This is a genomic window from Enterococcus sp. AAFC-DPL-5182, from assembly GCF_058216605.1.
Genome location: NZ_CM177101.1, coordinates 277,525 through 294,870, shown reverse-complemented (window position 1 = coordinate 294,870; position 17,346 = coordinate 277,525). Strand labels below are relative to the sequence as shown.

The 17,346-nt window shown below is 37.0% G+C and carries 15 protein-coding genes; 2 read left to right on the top strand and 13 right to left on the bottom strand.

What is annotated here, in order from left to right:
- Positions 1-25: 25 nt before the first annotated feature.
- The 13 genes from AC4BB7_RS01365 to lacD form a co-directional block, all read right to left on the bottom strand.
- Positions 26-814 (bottom strand): WxL domain-containing protein, encoded by a 789-nt coding sequence (locus AC4BB7_RS01365; protein WP_490484139.1) that lies wholly within the window; start codon positions 812-814, stop codon positions 26-28.
- A 30-nt stretch (positions 815-844) separates the two neighbouring features.
- Complete coding sequence (locus AC4BB7_RS01360) at positions 845-1,648, bottom strand: WxL domain-containing protein (protein WP_086315242.1); 804 nt, start codon at positions 1,646-1,648, stop codon at positions 845-847.
- Between the two features lie 4 nt (positions 1,649-1,652).
- Positions 1,653-1,997, bottom strand: a complete 345-nt coding sequence (locus AC4BB7_RS01355) for an EF2685/EF0750 family sortase-dependent surface protein (protein ID WP_490484138.1) — start codon at positions 1,995-1,997, stop codon at positions 1,653-1,655.
- A 20-nt stretch (positions 1,998-2,017) separates the two neighbouring features.
- Positions 2,018-5,521, bottom strand: coding sequence for an isopeptide-forming domain-containing fimbrial protein (locus AC4BB7_RS01350; protein WP_490484137.1), 3,504 nt, complete (start codon positions 5,519-5,521; stop codon positions 2,018-2,020).
- 201 nt (positions 5,522-5,722) lie between these two features.
- Complete coding sequence (locus tag AC4BB7_RS01345; RefSeq protein WP_490484136.1) at positions 5,723-6,442, bottom strand: DNA-binding response regulator; 720 nt, start codon at positions 6,440-6,442, stop codon at positions 5,723-5,725.
- A 344-nt stretch (positions 6,443-6,786) separates the two neighbouring features.
- Positions 6,787-7,887 carry a tyrosine-type recombinase/integrase gene (locus AC4BB7_RS01340; RefSeq protein ID WP_490484135.1) on the bottom strand — a complete coding sequence of 367 codons (1,101 nt, stop codon included), beginning with the start codon at positions 7,885-7,887 and terminating at the stop codon, positions 6,787-6,789.
- A gap of 503 nt (positions 7,888-8,390) precedes the next feature.
- Positions 8,391-9,308, bottom strand: coding sequence for a helix-turn-helix transcriptional regulator (locus AC4BB7_RS01335; protein ID WP_490484134.1), 918 nt, complete (start codon positions 9,306-9,308; stop codon positions 8,391-8,393).
- 237 nt (positions 9,309-9,545) lie between these two features.
- A complete protein-coding gene (locus AC4BB7_RS01330) occupies positions 9,546-10,040 on the bottom strand; it encodes a YehS family protein (protein ID WP_086315236.1) in 495 nt (164 codons plus the stop codon).
- Between the two features lie 107 nt (positions 10,041-10,147).
- On the bottom strand, positions 10,148-10,522 hold the full coding sequence (locus AC4BB7_RS01325; protein ID WP_490484133.1) for a VOC family protein: 375 nt from the start codon (positions 10,520-10,522) through the stop codon (positions 10,148-10,150).
- 144 nt (positions 10,523-10,666) lie between these two features.
- Positions 10,667-12,298: a peptide ABC transporter substrate-binding protein gene (locus AC4BB7_RS01320; protein ID WP_490484132.1), complete on the bottom strand. Its 1,632-nt coding sequence runs from the start codon at positions 12,296-12,298 to the stop codon at positions 10,667-10,669.
- Positions 12,299-12,329: 31 nt separating this feature from the next.
- Positions 12,330-13,406 (bottom strand): M42 family metallopeptidase, encoded by a 1,077-nt coding sequence (locus AC4BB7_RS01315; RefSeq protein ID WP_086315233.1) that lies wholly within the window; start codon positions 13,404-13,406, stop codon positions 12,330-12,332.
- A gap of 32 nt (positions 13,407-13,438) precedes the next feature.
- Positions 13,439-14,551 (bottom strand): alanine dehydrogenase, encoded by a 1,113-nt coding sequence (ald, locus tag AC4BB7_RS01310; RefSeq protein WP_086315232.1) that lies wholly within the window; start codon positions 14,549-14,551, stop codon positions 13,439-13,441.
- A 190-nt stretch (positions 14,552-14,741) separates the two neighbouring features.
- Complete coding sequence (gene lacD, locus AC4BB7_RS01305; protein ID WP_490484131.1) at positions 14,742-15,731, bottom strand: tagatose-bisphosphate aldolase; 990 nt, start codon at positions 15,729-15,731, stop codon at positions 14,742-14,744.
- Positions 15,732-16,059: 328 nt separating this feature from the next.
- Here lacD and AC4BB7_RS01300 point away from each other — a divergent pair, with 328 nt between their 5' ends.
- A complete protein-coding gene (locus AC4BB7_RS01300) occupies positions 16,060-16,350 on the top strand; it encodes a hypothetical protein (RefSeq protein ID WP_490484130.1) in 291 nt (96 codons plus the stop codon).
- A gap of 18 nt (positions 16,351-16,368) precedes the next feature.
- Complete coding sequence (locus tag AC4BB7_RS01295; RefSeq protein WP_490484129.1) at positions 16,369-17,295, top strand: LacI family DNA-binding transcriptional regulator; 927 nt, start codon at positions 16,369-16,371, stop codon at positions 17,293-17,295.
- The last annotated feature ends 51 nt before the right edge of the window (positions 17,296-17,346 follow it).

The following is a 17,346-nucleotide window of genomic DNA, read 5'->3' as shown; positions in this document are numbered from 1 at the left end:
GATCGGAAGAATAGTCGATTATTTTTTAGTTTACTTCAGCCAATGTCCAAGTTACTGTTGCATTGTATTTAGCTGTACGTACATCTGTATCTGCATCAAATTCTAATTTAATTGCATCGCCAGCAGTACCTTCTTTTTGACTACCGAAAGTTAATTGGTGAATCCCTTTACCTTTAACTTTACCATCGGCAGCTGCCACATCATTTAATAGGAATTGTTTAGATCCGCCACCAAATGAAATTGCTGAAGTTTCAGAACCATTTTCACCTAATTTAGGAGTTACTGGTTTTAAAGCAGGCGCAATATCAGTGATCAAACGCATTTTGTTATAAGTTAATGTAGAGCCTTTTAATTCAACAGCATCTTCGCCAGCGATTTCTGCTGTGAAGTTTTTCGTTAATTCTGCGCTTAATTTAAAGCTGTGGTTCGCAATTGAACGATCGTCTTTAAATTGCACAAGGTTTTCAATCGGATGTTGATCTGCGTTCCCTTTATTTGCAGTTGCAGGTTTAGCCCAATATTCAAATTTTTCTTTACCACCAGCTGGAATATCAAGTGCTGCATGTTTGTCAAAGTCAAGTGGTGAAACAGTCATGATTCCGAACTCACCTGGATCTGTTACAGTCCAGTCAGTGATTTCAGAACTTCCAGTTGGGTCAGTTACTGTTGTATTCTCAGTTGTATTTCTTGTAAACTCGATATCAGCCGAACCATTGACTGGTACGTTATCCGCTTTCGTTGCATTTGGAAGTGCTACCGCTGTTCCTACTGCTGCTAATAATACAGCGCCGCATAATTTGTGTGTTAATTTCATTTGTATTTCCTCCTAGGTTTTGTGTTTTATTTATGGCAACTCGGCAATAGTCCAAGTTAACACCGTTGAATATTCTACCAGGTCTTTTTTCGTTGCTCCCGGTATACTTAATTGGATGGCACTATTCTCATACACTTGTTTATTGTCAAATGCTGGATCTAGTACCGGTTGTTCTTTTAATAAGCGCGGACTTAATGTTCCTGGTTGTCCGTTTTTATTTTCTTTTGATGCACCAAAAGAGATACTCCAAATCCCGCGACCTTTGCCTGGCTTAGCCTCAGCTAAATTGTAGGTTTCACCAACATTGCTCAATCGAATAATCTCTTTTGAAACAGTTGGTGCCTCACTTAAATCCCTTGTAGCGTTTACCCAAGATTTATCAAAGGAGATCACTGCACCATTCAATTGAGAGTTTTGAGCTTTATCGTTTTTAAACTGCGTCTCTTGCCTAACTTGTAGTGTCCAGCCTTGAGCGCCTGGTCTAAAATCAGAAACTTGTACAAAATTTCCTCTAGGACCCGTTTGATCTTTAAATAATTGGGCATTCACAGGATAGGTTTGATCTTTGTCCGACAGTAGATATTTACTGAAATTCAGCTGTGGAACAAAATCAATTCTAAGATCTCCTGTTGTGCTTGGTGTCGGCCCCGGGTCAACAATCGTAGTTGGATTTTCTGGATCACGAAGTCCAATTTCTTGCTCTGGCTGTGTGAGTCCAATCGTGGCATTTCCATCTTGACTGTCATCAGCATGTACTTGCTGAACATCGGCTAAAAACACTATGCTTGCCGAAAGAAGAAGTAAGGGAATTGAACAAGTTATTTTCTTTTTCATCGCCTTATCTCTCCTTTCCTTTTTCAGCATTTTCTTTTTTACGTTTCCATATGAAATAAATGGTCACAATCACAACTACTGCTACACCGCTGATGGATAAACTTCTCGCCACCAATTCTCCAGTCGAAGGGTATCTTCCTTTTGGTTTAGGTGAAGGCTTTTCTTTTGGTTCTTCTGTTGTTGACGGTGTTGTAGTCGGCGTTGTCTCGTCTTCATAAAATCCGACTCCACCTGTTGTTTGAACAGCACCGCCATTACCTCCGCCCTCAGCTTTTGCACTAAGAGGCGTAATTGCAAAGAATGATACTAATACAATGGAGGTCAAAACGTAGTACTTCAAATTTTTCATACCGATTCATTCCTCCATTACTATTTTGTATCTGCTAAGGTAAACTCAATTGTCGCACTATATTTTCCAAGCTTATCTACAGCTCCTGGCGGTAAAATAATTCTAAAACCATCACCTTTTGACCATTCTTCTTGACTAATATCATAGTTACCAGCACTAGTATGTGTGTGTGTAACGATTGGTCGAGTCGTACCAGTTATTTCATTGATGACTTCTTTACCATTTTCTTTGCCTTTGTAGTAGATAGCGTTTTTCAAAACAGTTTTACCGTCTACATGAGTTAATGGTTTAAGCAATTGAGCAGATAGCGTCCAACTCTTGAACTTCCCACGGTTATCAGCAACCACTAATGGATCACCAACGATAGTCGGATTAACTGCTTCAGTATTTTCCTTCAAACTTTCTACCTTCTGTCCAAAATCTAGTGATTTTGGAGCAGATACAAACGTTAGAACACCATGTGGCGGCCCACCTGGTAACCCTATTTCAAGGGACCATTTTTCAATTTGCACATGTGATGCTGAAGGGTTCGTTGGTCCTGGTACAAAAGGTTCTTCTTGTGGTGAATCTCCTAGTGCACGCGCTTTATTCAGGACCTCAGTACCTTCTTCGGTCACAGCACTTTGTTCCACAGTCACCTCAAAAGTTGCCTTAACGCTCTTATTAGCAGCTATATCACCAGCAAAAATTGTTAATGTTCTTGTTGCAATTTCGTAACTATATTTATCTTTACCAACCGTCACTCCATCGATCGTTACCTTGCTTTTATCTGGATCAAAATTCAATCCTTCTGGTAAAATATCGATTAGTTTCACATTTTTCCAGCTGTAAGAATCAGCTTTTTTATTAGCTGCTTCTAAAGTGTATGTCACAATATCTCCAACTGAAGTTGTATCCCCACCGCTTGAAACAGCTGTTTTGGTCACAGTCGGATTATCTGGGATCACGTCGGCAACAAAGTATTTCTCAACACCTTTAAACACAGCATCATGGTACGTCAACTCTTTATAAGGATTGATATTACCATCTGCAGTATTTGTTACTGGTGGTTTAATCAAACCAATTTGATCGTAAATTTCAGGCTTAGTGCCTGCCTCCGAAATAATTTGAGCCGCTTGATGCTGCTTTTCACCATCTGCAAGATAAACACTTAATTCTTTTGTTTTCTCCACATAATTAGGTAAGTTAAACGTCCAAGAACCATCAGATTTAACAGTTGAAGTTCCTAGTAAAGTCCCTGTGTCTTTATCGCCAGTATCGTAATAAACGTTAACCGTAGCACCAGCCTCAGCACCAGTTCCTGAAAGAACTTTAGTTGCGTTGTTCAGCTTGATATCGGTTAATTTTGTTGGTGTTGGCGGAGTTACATCAAGAACTGTTCGTTCAGGAGCCGTTAAGTCTTTTGCCTCACTTGTGTGGACATAGTTAGTCCCTTCTTTATCTAGAGGTCCTCTCCATGCACTAGTAACTTTAACTTTTTGCTCTTTTACTAAGAATTTGTCATTAGGAACAGCAAGTTTGAACATACCACTTCTGGTATCGTCACCATAAACAGAAACACTGCCACTTCCTGGACTATCTTCTATTATTTCTGCTATACCTTGATATATCTCGCCTGAATCGTCACTCACAGATACTCTAGTATGAACTTCACCAACATAGGCGTCACGAGGTTCATCATGCTTTCCTTCTGGAATAACTGCATGCCCCCAGATAAACTTATCTGCATCAGTTGGTACTCTCAATTCATCAATAATAGCTGCTTGATTATTGGCGGATAATCTTGTATATGCAGGCATTCCACCGTCTTGGGCAAAACCTGTTATCACGTCCTGACTACTTGTAGGACTAACTGTGCCAAAATTAGTTCCAGTCAATTCAAAGTCTACTAATGGAAAGCTACGTATTGGACTACTTTCTAAATTCATTCCCCTTTTCCACACAGACAATTCTGAATTTTTACTACTGAAGCTAGATGCTGCTCTTGTAACATCAAAAACGAGTCCGCCACCAGTACGAACATTAGAAAAATCAAAATATTTTACACTATCCATTGCCATACTTACTTCTCGTCCATTGAAAATCCCATTATTTGCAGAATTAGTATTGCCTCGGGATACAAAATAAGTTTCAGGTCCTGCGTAAATATTAATATCTCGACTACCAGAATCGATTGAAGCCCCAAATTTGGCATCCAATGCAATATTTGAATCTGCTCCTTCTACAGTAAAACTGTTTGGTGGAAGTGATGCGACCCCACCTGTGAAGTAAATCGCCTGATTCCCTCCACTGACTCCAGGTGCACGAGGAGTACCATCGCCGTAGTTGGTAATCATAAAGTCTGAACCACCACTTATGTTTACTTTATTATTTCCTCCGTACATTCGAATTCCTGGTGCTCTCCCACTTTTTTTCAATATATTTATTTTAGAATTTCCAGATACATTGAAGGTCATATCACCTGCTTCTCGAAATCGCAAAGCAGCTCCCAAAGTATAGCCATGATCACCATCCGTAACTATACTCAATTCTGAACTGTCAGACACATTAAAGCTTCCACCTTTACTTTGAAGCACGATTGCCGAAGTTTGTGTACCATAAGCAGTCATTTTTGCTCCATTGGTGAGGTTTAAAGTAGACTCATCTGCAACTAAAACGAGAATGCCACCATAATCTACCTGCTGTTGTCCATCGCCTTTAATATCTAGCTCGGTTCCTTTTCCGTCAACGAAAAAGTCTAATTGCTGACGCATATCCCAAGCTTGTCCTCTTGTATTAGAAGTCTGACCTTTCATACTATGAGTCCGTACTTTTGATTCACTATCAATAAGCACTTTACCGCCAACGTTAAGTCTATTGTCATTTCCATAAAATTTTTCTGCGTCTGAGCTGATAACAGACTTATTGGTGATTGTTAAATTTTTAGACATAACAGCTGGATTTGCAGATGTTGAGTCATATGAAAGATTGGCATTATTAAAAATAACATTCCAACCATGTAAAACGGCAATTTGAGCCGCATTGCCAGCAGTTGACTTAATTGTTCCACTTAGAGTCAACAAACCCGTTCCCTGCATCAATTTCCCCGTTGTTCCAGTAAACTCAACGTCTCTAATAGTTACATCCGCTGTATCAGATGAATTCATATAATACGTTCTCATATCTAACTTATTATTATTTCCATTGATTGTGACCTTTCTTGCAATCGGCGGGTTAGAGGTAGCTACTAAATTAGAAACGATATTGATTTCATCACTATTTCCTTGTAACGCCGCTACAAATTCAGTCCACGAGCTAACATCTTGACTGACTCTTGACAAGTTATTCCTTGTCAGAACTGAGTCAGGAGACGCATCAGTTGAATTGGAATCTGAAGTAGTTATGATCTTTTCATTAATAACAGGACTTGATGATGTACTCCCTTTTTCTTCAGCAGATATATCGCTTATGACGTTTAGTCTTACAGCTAAAATTACTCCAAAAAGAAATAATACAGCTAAAAAAAACTTCTTTTTATTTCTCATTTATATCCTCCTTTCCTCAAAATTAAGCGTGTCAAAAAAAGTTTGCCAAACTCCAGACACATATATTTCAATTTTTTCTCATAGATTTTATTTACTCATTCAATGAGCTATCTATAGAAAAAATAGAAATCAACTATTGATAATAATTTTTTTGAGAATGCTTTTACATTTCATTCTCCCCACTTAAACACATCTTTTTAATTAAGCATTCAGCATATACCCTTTAGAGCGAACCGTTTTGATATACTCATTTGTACTACCATCATCCTCGATTTTTCTACGTAGATGATAGATAATATTGGCTACGCGGTATTGTTTATCTTCAGTTTCGTTGTTCCAAACATTTTTATAAATTTCTTCATATGTTAATGCCTGTCCTGCATGATTACTTAGTAATTCGATTGTTCGAAATTCAAGTTTTGTCAAACTTACTTCCTGATTTCCATTTAACAAAACACTAAAGTTAGAATGAATGAGTTCAACTTTATTTTTTGGCTCATTGACTTCTTGCAGTGCTTTATCCTCATAACTACTAAGCCTTTTTTGATTTCGGTTAGAATAACGATTCAAATTACCATGTATAAATAAAGACAGCTCATCTGAATCAACAGAAGCATTGATGATCCCATCTGCACCTAATTTCATATAAACGATTCTCGTAGACTTATCTGTATTCTCAGATAATATCCATAGTAAAGCCGATGTTTGTTCACGAATCTTTATGATTGATTCACAAATTACTCCTATTTGATTTACATTTTCTGCTTCTTCAATAATCAGTGCGTCAAATTCATCTCTATCAATATCCCATTCTTGATTTTCTTCCAGATAACGGACATTGCATCTTGTTTCTTTCAAAGTTTCTATGTATGTGTTGTTATCCGATTTTGTATTTGTCGAAATAATTCCAATATTGTACATGTCCTTTCTCTCCTTCGTATCCTATGTTTTATTAATTCTTTCCTATTCTAGTCATTATATTTGCAGTATTTTAAAATAGTTTTTATACTAGTTAAAATTAGGAATTCGACTACTTAAATCCATTCTTGTTTTTTTGTAAAACAAGAAAAACAAAGCATCCTGCTTATTTTACAGAGCCTAAACACCTTGTTGACGGCGTAGTTCGACGGCGGAAAAAAATAAAAAAAGCTGCCCTGATCAAATAGAACAGGGCCGCTTCTAAAACGATAAAAAAACGTACGTTATAAAAAAACAAAAAAAAACTTCTCCTTATATCGAATGAAATTAAAAATCAATAAGAATTATTATATTAATGCTAATTTATCTATTGCTAATCGCTGTTCTTCTAAGAATGAGTTTGTATACGTATCCAAAGTCATTTTGATTGATGAATGTCCTAATAACGAGCTGATTGCAGCGATATTAACCCCTAACTCAACACAACGAGTGGCAAAAGTATGACGTAGGGCATGAAAAGAGACATAATTTAACCCGAGCTTTCTCTTGATTCTCTCAAAGCGGTAGCTGACTGTTCTAGGTTCAACTGATTGTTCAGCATTCGTTATAACATAACTAGAGGTTGCTTGTTTTTTCCATTTCAGTAAGGCTTTTTTAATCTTTGCAGAAAGTGGAATAACTCGATTAGCGTTAATAGTCTTTGGTTCTGTTTCAACGATTTTCGTCCGTTGGCCTGTTGAATTAGGGAAAGTAATTCGTTGCTTGGTTCGTTGAACTCTTAAAACAGATGAATCAAAATCAATATCTTCCCATTTTAATGCGCAAATTTCACCAATACGCATCCCCGTTTCCAAAGCTAATAAAATAGGTAACCCTTTCACTGTCTTCATACTTTCAGTTTCCACTGCTTTTTGTTGTATACGCGTCAATGCTTTAACTTTCTTTTTATCAATTTTTGGTAGAATCGTCCGTTCACAAGGATTTAAGTAGATATATCCGCGCTCTTTAGCCGCTTCTAGACAGCTTTTTACAATTCGAAAAATAATATGAATAGAACTTGCTGCTAAATTTTCAGATAATCGTTTTACTAACTTATTAATATCATTAGCAGTAATTTTTTTCAGAGAGCACCGTTCTAAACTAGGGAAAACATATAATTGGAGCTTGTTGCTGTAACTAGCATGAGTACTTTCTTTTAAGGTAGGCGCCATGATATCTGTTAGCCAGATATTCGCCCAATCTCCAAAGGTTCCATAAAATTCTTTGATTGCTCCTGTATAAATGCTTGTTTTTTGTCCTTTTTTTTCAATTAATTGTTCTTTAACTGCTCGATATGAACGGGCGTAAATATAACCATAATGAATACTTCCATCTATTTTTCTTGCTTTGGGGTATCTACCTTCCCAACGTCCATCTTTTCGTTTATAAATATTCTCACCTTTAGCCAAAATAATCAAATCCTTCCTATATTATTGACGGCGAATATGACGGCGGTCAAAAACAACCGAACTGTCATTCAATCACTAATTTCATCTCAATTAAGTAAACTATTTCTTCAAAATTCTCATTTTTTTTAGTTTTTACCTTAAAAATTGAAAATTTTTATCGTTTTTTTCTTGTTTTTACTATTGATTTATCTTTTATAAACCCATAGAATAAATAGAGATATAGAATCATTAAGAATTCACCTACAAACATTTCTTGTTTTACAAAAAAACAAGAAATGTTTTTTATATCAATAACATATTTATAACTACTGAAATTTTATCAGTTTTATATTATTTTTGATACATAACTAGATAATCACTCCGATATATTCCATTAAAAAAACTTTTATGCCGACTATAAACTATTTATTGAGTCCATTTCTCTTTAGCGATTAAGAATTTTTTCAAAAAAAGGAACCTTTATAATTGTTAGTTTTCCGCTAACAATTATAAAGGTTCCTTTTTTAGTAGGTTCCATTTAATTTTATGATTTCTTGCTTATGTAACTCTTTTAATTTATCTGGTGCTATCACTTTCACACCATTGCCAAACATCATTAAAAAAGGCAAAATCGTTTTTTGCTGATTAGAATAAATTGTAACATCAACATGTGTGTCAGTCACTTGGATTTCATTTTCAGTATAGTAATCATAAAGTTTCCCTAAATCCTCCTTCCTAAATCGTAATTGAATCACCTCACCTTTCGGTTCAATGAGCCTTTGATTGGAGTATTTAGACCATTCAAATGTAGATTGTTGTATCGTGAGATCACGTATTCTGGTGATTTTGAAATAACGAAATGAAGATCGCTTCTCACAAAAAGAATAGATATACCAGCTACCATTCATCAGCATCATTTCATATGGATGAATCATTCGCTTGGTATGTTCACCTTTGTTGTCTACATAGTCGATTAATAATTTTTTGTTGTTTTTCAAGGCAAGATTAATGTGATTGATTTTCCCCTTAGTTTCTGCTTCTATTTCAGGTCGATGCATCGTTGGTGATTCAAATGAAAAATGAGTTTTTACTTGTTTTTCTTTGTTCTCTTTTCCTTGCATCAATTCAATTTTTTCTTTGATGGTATTTTGTTGATCAGCCATCCCAAACAACCCTTCTTTGATGTTGAGAGCAGTGAGGATAGCTTGCTTTTCTGCGCCACTATAAGTATGTGTTCGCAATTTGAAAGAACTGATTAAGGAAAAACCGCCATTACGACCTGAATGAGAAATAATTGGAAAGCCAGCTAATTCAATTGTTTCAATATCACGAAAAATCGTTCTTTTAGTCACTTCAAATCGTTGAGCTAATTGAGCAGTTGAAACAATTTCATTATCTAGAAGCAGAACAATGATAGCGAGTATTCGTTCGATTTTTTTCATACGTATCCCCCGTGTAGTTATTTCTATATGTTTATCAACAATTAAAAAAAGTGGTCAAGGCATAACTCTATGAGTCACATCCCAGCCACAAGGAATCCGAATAAATGGTGGTAGCAGAAGTAACTACTACATTACACTTCGATTACATTGTTGTAAATCACGAAAATTCTATGCTAAACAGTACAAGGTGTCTGGACGACACCTTGCTTCCCTTAACTTCTCAGTACTATAAAAAAACTAATCTCGATATCTAATTGCCAATCCTTTTAGGAAATTTCTTGCATAGCGATCGCCACATTCTTTGTAGTTTCGGTGACCTTCTTTTCTTAAAATGGCACTTAATTCACTATCTGAAGCGTAAACGCCCGCAAGTCTTAACACATCCAACATGTCATCACTTGTTAGGGTTAAAGCAATTTTTACTTTTTTAAGCAATACATTATTGACATTGCTTTGGCTAGTAATCAAAAATGTCGGCTTAGGTGTTACACCATTTTTCACAGGTGGTTTCCCTCTTTTATACGTAATCAAACCATTTAAAAAAGCTTCTAATGTACGATTATCGCAAACCGCATCCCGTGGTAGTTCATCTTCTTCATTTTGTTTTGTTAATAATACTCGTAACTCATCTCTTGTAATCTCTAAGTCGCCTAATTTAAATATTTTGATCATATCTGTATCTTTAATATCCAACGCATAGCGTAAGCGAATCAGTATATCATTATTATTCATCTTTCTCCTCCAGAAAACATATCATCATTTCTTTAGTATAAAGCTTTCTTTCTGAGAATGCATCAATTTGTTGTGATTTACTAGAATATTTAAACGGTGAGCTTCACTTAAGCGCCATGGTAAACCGCTTCAATATTGTACCCATCTGGATCAAGAATAAAGGCCGCATAATAATGAGCACCGTAATCTGGTCTAATTCCAGGTTTACCGTTGTCCGTTCCGCCAGCTTTTAGTGCAGCATTGTAGAAAGCTTCTACTTCTTCTTTTGATGCAGCACTAAAAGCAAAATGAATCAGTTGCGGCTCTCCTTCATTTATCCAAAAACTCCCAGCAGGATCTCCACTGATGATTTCCTTAGGGCCAAAGCTAACAGTAGTACCAAAGTCTAACTTCATTTCACTTCCTAATGGTGCTAAAACTTCTGTATAGAACTGTTTACTTCTTTCAATATCCCTTACATTTACTGAAAAATGATCCATCATACTTCTTCACCTTACCTTTTTTTATTTTTACTTTCTATAACTAATATACAAACGTACGTTCCCTTTGTCAATACGAACATAAAAAAAATGTTGAAAAGTAGCATTTTGCTCACTTCTCAACATTTCTCTATTTTTTATAGCGATTTATTTTACTGACACATTCTTATAGTAAGGAGCCCCAATTGCGCGGTAAACTAACCCTTCTACACGATCATTCACTAAGAATGCTTCTGACGCTTGGTACAATGGTGTCACTGGTGAGTTATCCATCAATACTTTTTGTGCGTCTAATAATGTATTCCAACGTTTTTCGTTTTCAGTCGCATACGTTGTTGCAGATTCTGTTAATAATTTATCGAATTCTTCATTGCTGAATTTACCGTAATTTTGTTCTCCACCTGTTCTAAACAGTTGTAAGAAGTCATATGGATCAGCATACGTTGCTGCCCAACCAGCTAAAACAACGTCAAAATCGCCTTTGCTCATTTGATCTAAACGGTTTTTAAATGGTACGCTTGAAATCGTTACTTTTAAGCCACTTAAATTTTCTGTCAACAGACCTTGAACATACTCAGATAACTTCTTCGCTGAATCGGTATCCGATGTTAACAACGTAATTGATGCTGAATCAACACCTAATTCTTTCTTGGCATCTTCCCAGAGTTTTTTTCCACCTTCGATATCAGTCTTCATCAAAACGCCTGCTTCTTCAGCGAAATCTTTCCCAGTTTCTTGGTTCGCAATTCCTTTAGGTACAAATGCTTCAATTGCCATTGAGCCATCTTTTAGAATATTTTTTGCGATTTGATCTGAATTGATCAATTTTGTGATTGCATTTCTTGCATTTTTATTCGCAAAGACTTTATTTTCCGTGTTGTATTGTAAATAAGATGTTGATGGATAAATACGCGTTACTAGTTCTGGATTTTCTTTTTCTTGATCAACATATTCACCTTTGATTGGCGCAATATCTGTTTCGCCAGCCTTAAACAAGTTGACATTTGTGCCGATTTCCTTACTTACTTGAACATTGACCTCGTCCAATTTAACTTTGTCGGCCGCTCTATATTTATCATTCTTCATATAATTCCATGTGATGCTAGTTCCATCCCAATCAGCAAGAGTAAAGGGACCATTATAGATCATGTTATCACTGTTTGTACCATAATCTTTGCCTTTTTCTTCAACAAATTTTTCATTCAATGGATAGAATGTTGGTTTTGCTAAAAGAGAAGATAAATATGGAATCGGGTATTCTAAATTGATTTCTAAAGTATGTTCATCCACTGCTTTGACGCCTAGATCAGCCGCTGGTTTTTCCCCTTTAGAAATAGCTTTGTAGTTTTCAAACCCATCAAACAAATACGCATATTCTGAACCCGTTTTTGGATCTACTGTACGTTTCCATGAATAAACAAAATCATTTGCCGTTACTGGATCCCCATTGCTCCATTTAGCATCATCACGTAATTCGATTGTGTATTTTTTCCCGTCATTCGTTGGTGCCACAACTTCTTTGGCAATCGCTGGTGCGGAAGTACTGTCATCCGCAAACTCATATAAGCCTTCCATTACTTGGCTGATTGCTGAGAAACTAACCACATCTGTTGCTTGTGAGATATCCATTGTCGGCAATTCTGCACTTTCCAATACTTTTAAAACTTGTTTTTTATCTCCAGATGCTTCTTCTTTTTTGCTTCCTGTACTACACGCAGCCAATGATACAACTAATGCACTTGCAGCGATTGTCGTTAACGCCCACTTTTTCATGTTCATTTTTGTGATTCCCCCAATTTCTTTTTTTTTATTAAAACCTTTCGATTGCAGCTTCCGTTAAATCATTAACGATAGCAACAGCTAATTGCCGTGCAGCTTGATAGTCCTCATAAGCAACATAACCATAATGGGTATGTGCATAACGAACTGGCACGCCAATCACAATGGCAGGTACCCCTTTATTCGTCAAGTTAATGATTGCGCCATTAGTTCCTCCGCCTTTTCTGACAGAACTTTGCATCGGTAACCCATATTTTTCGGCAGTTTCTTTAGCAAAACGTTGAAAGCGAGGATTAGTAATCATTGAAACATCAAAATTTCTCAGCATTGGTCCTCGTTTTAATCCTGACTGGATCATATATTCTTCTGAAAATGTATCATCCGCTGGACAGCCTTCAAACACAATTGCCAAATCTGGTTTAACGTTATTCATGGCCACTGTCGCGCCTCGCTCACCGACTTCTTCTTGAGCTGTCATTGTACCGATTAAATTGAATTCTGTCTCTTTTTCAGCCAATTCTTTGAGCGTTTCAAGTAAACATGCGCAGCCAATACGGCAGTCAAATGCTTTGCCCAACATCACGTCTGTTGCTTCTAGATACTCAAATGAAACATCTGGAATGACTGGGTCACCGATGGCAATATTTAATTTATCAATTACTTCTTCAGCACTCGTACACCCCACATCAATTACCATATCATCAATGGTTTGAACTTCTTTACGTTCGGCATCTGTCATAAAGTGTGGTGGTTTACTTGCAATGATCCCTGGAACTTCTTCACCCGTTTCAGTTTTGATACGTACACGATGAGCTGGAATTGTATTGGGTACCCAACCGCCCAACGGTAAAAAACGCAACGTTCCGTTTGGTTTGATTGCTTGAACGATAAAACCCACTTCATCACTGTGTGCATCAAATAAAATCGTTGGCTGCTCCGCTTTATGCTCGCCAACTTTCATATAAACATTACGAATATGGTCTTCCGTAACCTGAGCAAATGGTGCTGAAAATTCTTTGGCTATTGCCACAACATCGTCTTCAAAACCAGAAACACCCGATGCATTGGATAAACGTTCAATTAAATGTAAAGATTCTTTTTTGGTCATACCTATGATTGTCCTCCTGATAATTTTAGCTACTATAAGACAGATTGAACTGAAGAATACGTTAAGTCCAAATCAGTTGCAACCGCAGGATTCGTCATTGCACCGTTCAATGTATTAACACCTGCAAGTAATGCTGGATTTTGCTCTACAGCTTGTTCAAAGCCTTTGTTTGCCAGTTCCACTACGTATTGTAACGTCGCATTAGCTAAAGCAAATGTGGCTGTTTGCGGTACTGCTCCTGGCATATTGGCTACAGCGTAATGAACCACCCCATGTTTAACATACGTTGGATGTTGATGGGTAGTCACTTCATCGATGGTTTCAAAAATCCCACCCTGATCGATCGCAATATCAATGATCACCGAATGCTCAGGCATTGAAGCAACCATTTCTTCTGTTACTAAAACAGGAGCCTTACGTCCTGGAATCAAAACGGCACCTATCACAAGATCTGCATCTTTAACTGCTTCTTGAATATTGAAGTGATTTGAAACAAGCGTTTTAACAGCGCTGTTGAACTGATTATCGATTTCTTGGAGTTTCTTGATGTTTACATCTAGAATCGTAACATCTGCCCCCAGACCAAGTGCGATTTTCGCCGCGTTACAACCCGAAATCCCACCACCAATAATGGTTACTTTACCCTTTCTCACGCCTGGAACGCCGCCTAATAAAATACCTTTTCCTTCTGGGACTTTTTCTAAAAACTGAGCACCGATTTGTGCTGCTAAGCGTCCTGCAATTTCACTCATTGGTGCTAATAGCGGTAATTCTCCAGTTGCTAGTTGGACACTTTCATACGCAATCGTTTTCGTTTTTCTTTTCATTAACTCCTCAGCTAGTGGTTTATTGGCCGCTAAATGAAGATATGTGAATAAAACCAAATCTTCTCTTAAGTATTGATACTCTTCTTTTAATGGTTCTTTTACTTTTAACACTAATTCTTGCGCCCAAGCTTCTTCGGCTGTTTTAACGATCGTAGCACCAACCGCTACGTATTCTTCATCATGGATCGAAGCTCCTAGTCCGGCATTTGTTTCAACAAAAACTGTGTGACCATGTTTAATGAGATCCAAAACCCCTGAAGCAGGTAATGCTACTCGATTTTCGCCATTTTTGATTTCTTTTGGAATACCAATTTTCATTATTCAGGATCCTCTCTAACTCATTACTTATCATTTTATTTTATAAGCTACTTACTAGATTATAGTTTAATGAAAGTTCATCTGCAATACATAGAAAAAAATTTAATTTTCTCTTTCGTTTTTAATCCTTCTTTTACATAAAACGTCTGAAATAAATCAATTCAAGATTTATTTCAGACGTTATTTACTATTAGCCAACCTCAACTTTTGACCGCCAAGAGGTGCCGCAACGATCAACGATTTCATTCAACGTTTCAATATTTTCTTTTCCTTGTGTAGCAAACCAGTCACGCCCTGCCGCTTCACCTTTAGCAGCAAATGGCTTCACTCCTTCACGCCACGTTGCACGTCCGCATAAGACTCCACTAAATTTAGAGCCCGCTTCTTTCGCAAATTCTAATGTTTCTTGGAAGAGTTTTGTCGAAACACCCGCACTAAGAAAAATAAACGGCAGTTCTGTCAATTCACTTTGTTTTTTAAAATAACCTAAAGCTTCTTTTCTACTATAAACAACTTCATTTTCCGCAAAGCCTTCCACATAATTCATATTAACTGGTACTTCCATTTTTAAGACATCGATATGATATTGTGGTTTAGAAAATTCGATCATCGATTCCAAAACCTTGTGGGGTTTTACTCTGGCAAAAGAGGCCGAACTGGAGTCAGTAATCTCAGTGTCATAAGTCACGATTTCCACAAAGAGCGGAATATCTTCACCTAAACATTCGCTACCTAGCCGCTCAACAAAGACATGCTTTAAATGATTGATTGCTGCTGGTTCATCTGGATCATAGTACAATAAAAACTTAATTGCATCTGCTCCAGCTGCTTTTAAACGAGCTACTGACCAGTCTTCTAATAAATCCGGCATTCTACCTGGTGTTGAAGTGTCATAGCCAGTTTTTTCATAAGCTAATAATAATCCGCAATTTTTGTCTCGTACCTTTGTTGCTGGCAATCCGTATTCTGGATCAAGTAAAATTGCTGAAGCGTATGGTGTGAGTTCTTGTGAAGCAACTTTTTTAAAATCAACAATTTCTTCACCAGTGGCCATCGTACTAGCAGCTGCAATCATTTTTTTTAAAGAACCTCGTTGATCGATCGCTAATGCTTCGATCAACCCTTTTTCATTGGATAAACGATTTAGTGCATCCATTTTTGCTTGACTGATTTTGATCATGTTAATGGCTCCTTTGCTCTTTTTTGAGGAAAACCTCTCTTACTTTTGAGTATACTCGCTGGTATTTAGAAAGACAAAGAAGATGGTCTTTTAAAAGATAAAATAAAAGCAGGCTAAGAAAGTAAACCGCCTCCAGATAACCTAACTTTTTAGGGTCACTACAGCTAACATACTCAATTGCTTCCCTGAAATGAAGCAGTCCGATATCGATCGAATCGAAAAAGAAATCATCATCCAACGCTTATAGCAAAATAAAATAGACCGCACCTCTTGACCTGATACGCGTTTCATACTTTATAGTTGAAAAAAAGACAGGAGGAATCAATTTATGAGGAATGGGATGCTTGAATTGACAGATCGTTTGGGCTTAGATTATTACTTTGTTTCTTTATCAACTGAGAAAGACTCACTTGTCATCAGAAGCTTGAATAACTATTGCAAACCAATTGATAAAGCAGTAAAATTGGCTGAAATAGAAGAATTGACCTTTGGAGCAGAAGGTGAACTTGATTTTATCTGTTTTGATTATGAAGAAGAGCATTATCACTTTATCGATTATGGTAATCACTTGATGCCTTTTTTACGTGATATTTTGCGCCCATTAAGTGTTGGTTACTAGGTTTGAAAGGAGTCGCTTATGGCAAACATCCGTGACATTGCCAAATTATCTGGCTATTCTGTGGCGACGGTTTCCCGTGTGCTGAATGATCATCCTTATGTTTCTGAGGAAAAACGAACGAAAATTCTTAAAATCATGCATGAGCTTGATTATATACCAAATGCAAAAGCCAGAGAGTTGAGTCGCGGGAGATCCAAACATATTGCCGTTATGATTCCTTACGCTGACCATCCCTATTCTGATAAAATCGTCAGCGGTATCTTGAAAGCGGCTTTTAACGATGGTTACAAAGTAACATTACTGCCGACCAACTATGACCCTGAAGTTGAAAAGCATTATTTAGACGAGTTAGCTGCAAAAGCTTGGGATGGCATGATCATTACATCAAAAAAAGTTTCTTTTGAAGTTATTATGAGCTATCTGAAATATGCACCGATTGTTTGTTGTGAAGACACTGGCAATTTTCCGATTTCCTGTGTTTCGATCAAGCGTGAAGAATCTTATATTGATTTGTTTACTAAATTAAAAAAACAAGGCTATCATAACATCGGATTAACCGTTGGACGAACTGAAAAAGAGAGTGCCAGCACCGCTTTAGTTTTACAAACCTATAGCACGATCATTGGCTGTTTGGATGAATCACTGATCGTTAGAAACTGCCGCTCATACGAAGATGGTATAAAAGCAGGTAGTCATTTTGCAACATTGTCCGAGCTTGATGTGATCGTCACCAACGGAGATGATGTCGCTGCTGGAATTTTACAAATTATCTCCCAAGATCAAGTAATGGTGATCGGGGAAGAGAATCTGCTTTCCAGCAGACTGCTCCACTTTTCTACGATCGATCATCATATAGATCAATGTGGGGAAGCAGCTTTTCATCTACTTTTAGAGGAAAAAATTAGCACAAAAACAATTCCATACACGTTTATTGAACGAAACTAAATAAGGGTTATGCCACACAATTGATAAAATGTTGTGTGGCATAGCCCTTAT

Coding starts and splice junctions, on each gene's coding strand:
- AC4BB7_RS01345 (WP_490484136.1), bottom strand. CDS start 6,442: ATGTACAATATTGGAATTATTTCGACAAATACAAAATCGGATAACAAC.
- AC4BB7_RS01365 (WP_490484139.1), bottom strand. CDS start 814: ATGAAATTAACACACAAATTATGCGGCGCTGTATTATTAGCAGCAGTA.
- AC4BB7_RS01320 (WP_490484132.1), bottom strand. CDS start 12,298: ATGAACATGAAAAAGTGGGCGTTAACGACAATCGCTGCAAGTGCATTA.
- AC4BB7_RS01295 (WP_490484129.1), top strand. CDS start 16,369: ATGGCAAACATCCGTGACATTGCCAAATTATCTGGCTATTCTGTGGCG.
- AC4BB7_RS01330 (WP_086315236.1), bottom strand. CDS start 10,040: ATGAATAATAATGATATACTGATTCGCTTACGCTATGCGTTGGATATT.
- ald (WP_086315232.1), bottom strand. CDS start 14,551: ATGAAAATTGGTATTCCAAAAGAAATCAAAAATGGCGAAAATCGAGTA.
- AC4BB7_RS01355 (WP_490484138.1), bottom strand. CDS start 1,997: ATGAAAAATTTGAAGTACTACGTTTTGACCTCCATTGTATTAGTATCA.
- AC4BB7_RS01325 (WP_490484133.1), bottom strand. CDS start 10,522: ATGATGGATCATTTTTCAGTAAATGTAAGGGATATTGAAAGAAGTAAA.
- AC4BB7_RS01300 (WP_490484130.1), top strand. CDS start 16,060: ATGAGGAATGGGATGCTTGAATTGACAGATCGTTTGGGCTTAGATTAT.
- AC4BB7_RS01350 (WP_490484137.1), bottom strand. CDS start 5,521: ATGAGAAATAAAAAGAAGTTTTTTTTAGCTGTATTATTTCTTTTTGGA.
- lacD (WP_490484131.1), bottom strand. CDS start 15,731: ATGATCAAAATCAGTCAAGCAAAAATGGATGCACTAAATCGTTTATCC.
- AC4BB7_RS01315 (WP_086315233.1), bottom strand. CDS start 13,406: ATGACCAAAAAAGAATCTTTACATTTAATTGAACGTTTATCCAATGCA.
- AC4BB7_RS01360 (WP_086315242.1), bottom strand. CDS start 1,648: ATGAAAAAGAAAATAACTTGTTCAATTCCCTTACTTCTTCTTTCGGCA.
- AC4BB7_RS01335 (WP_490484134.1), bottom strand. CDS start 9,308: ATGAAAAAAATCGAACGAATACTCGCTATCATTGTTCTGCTTCTAGAT.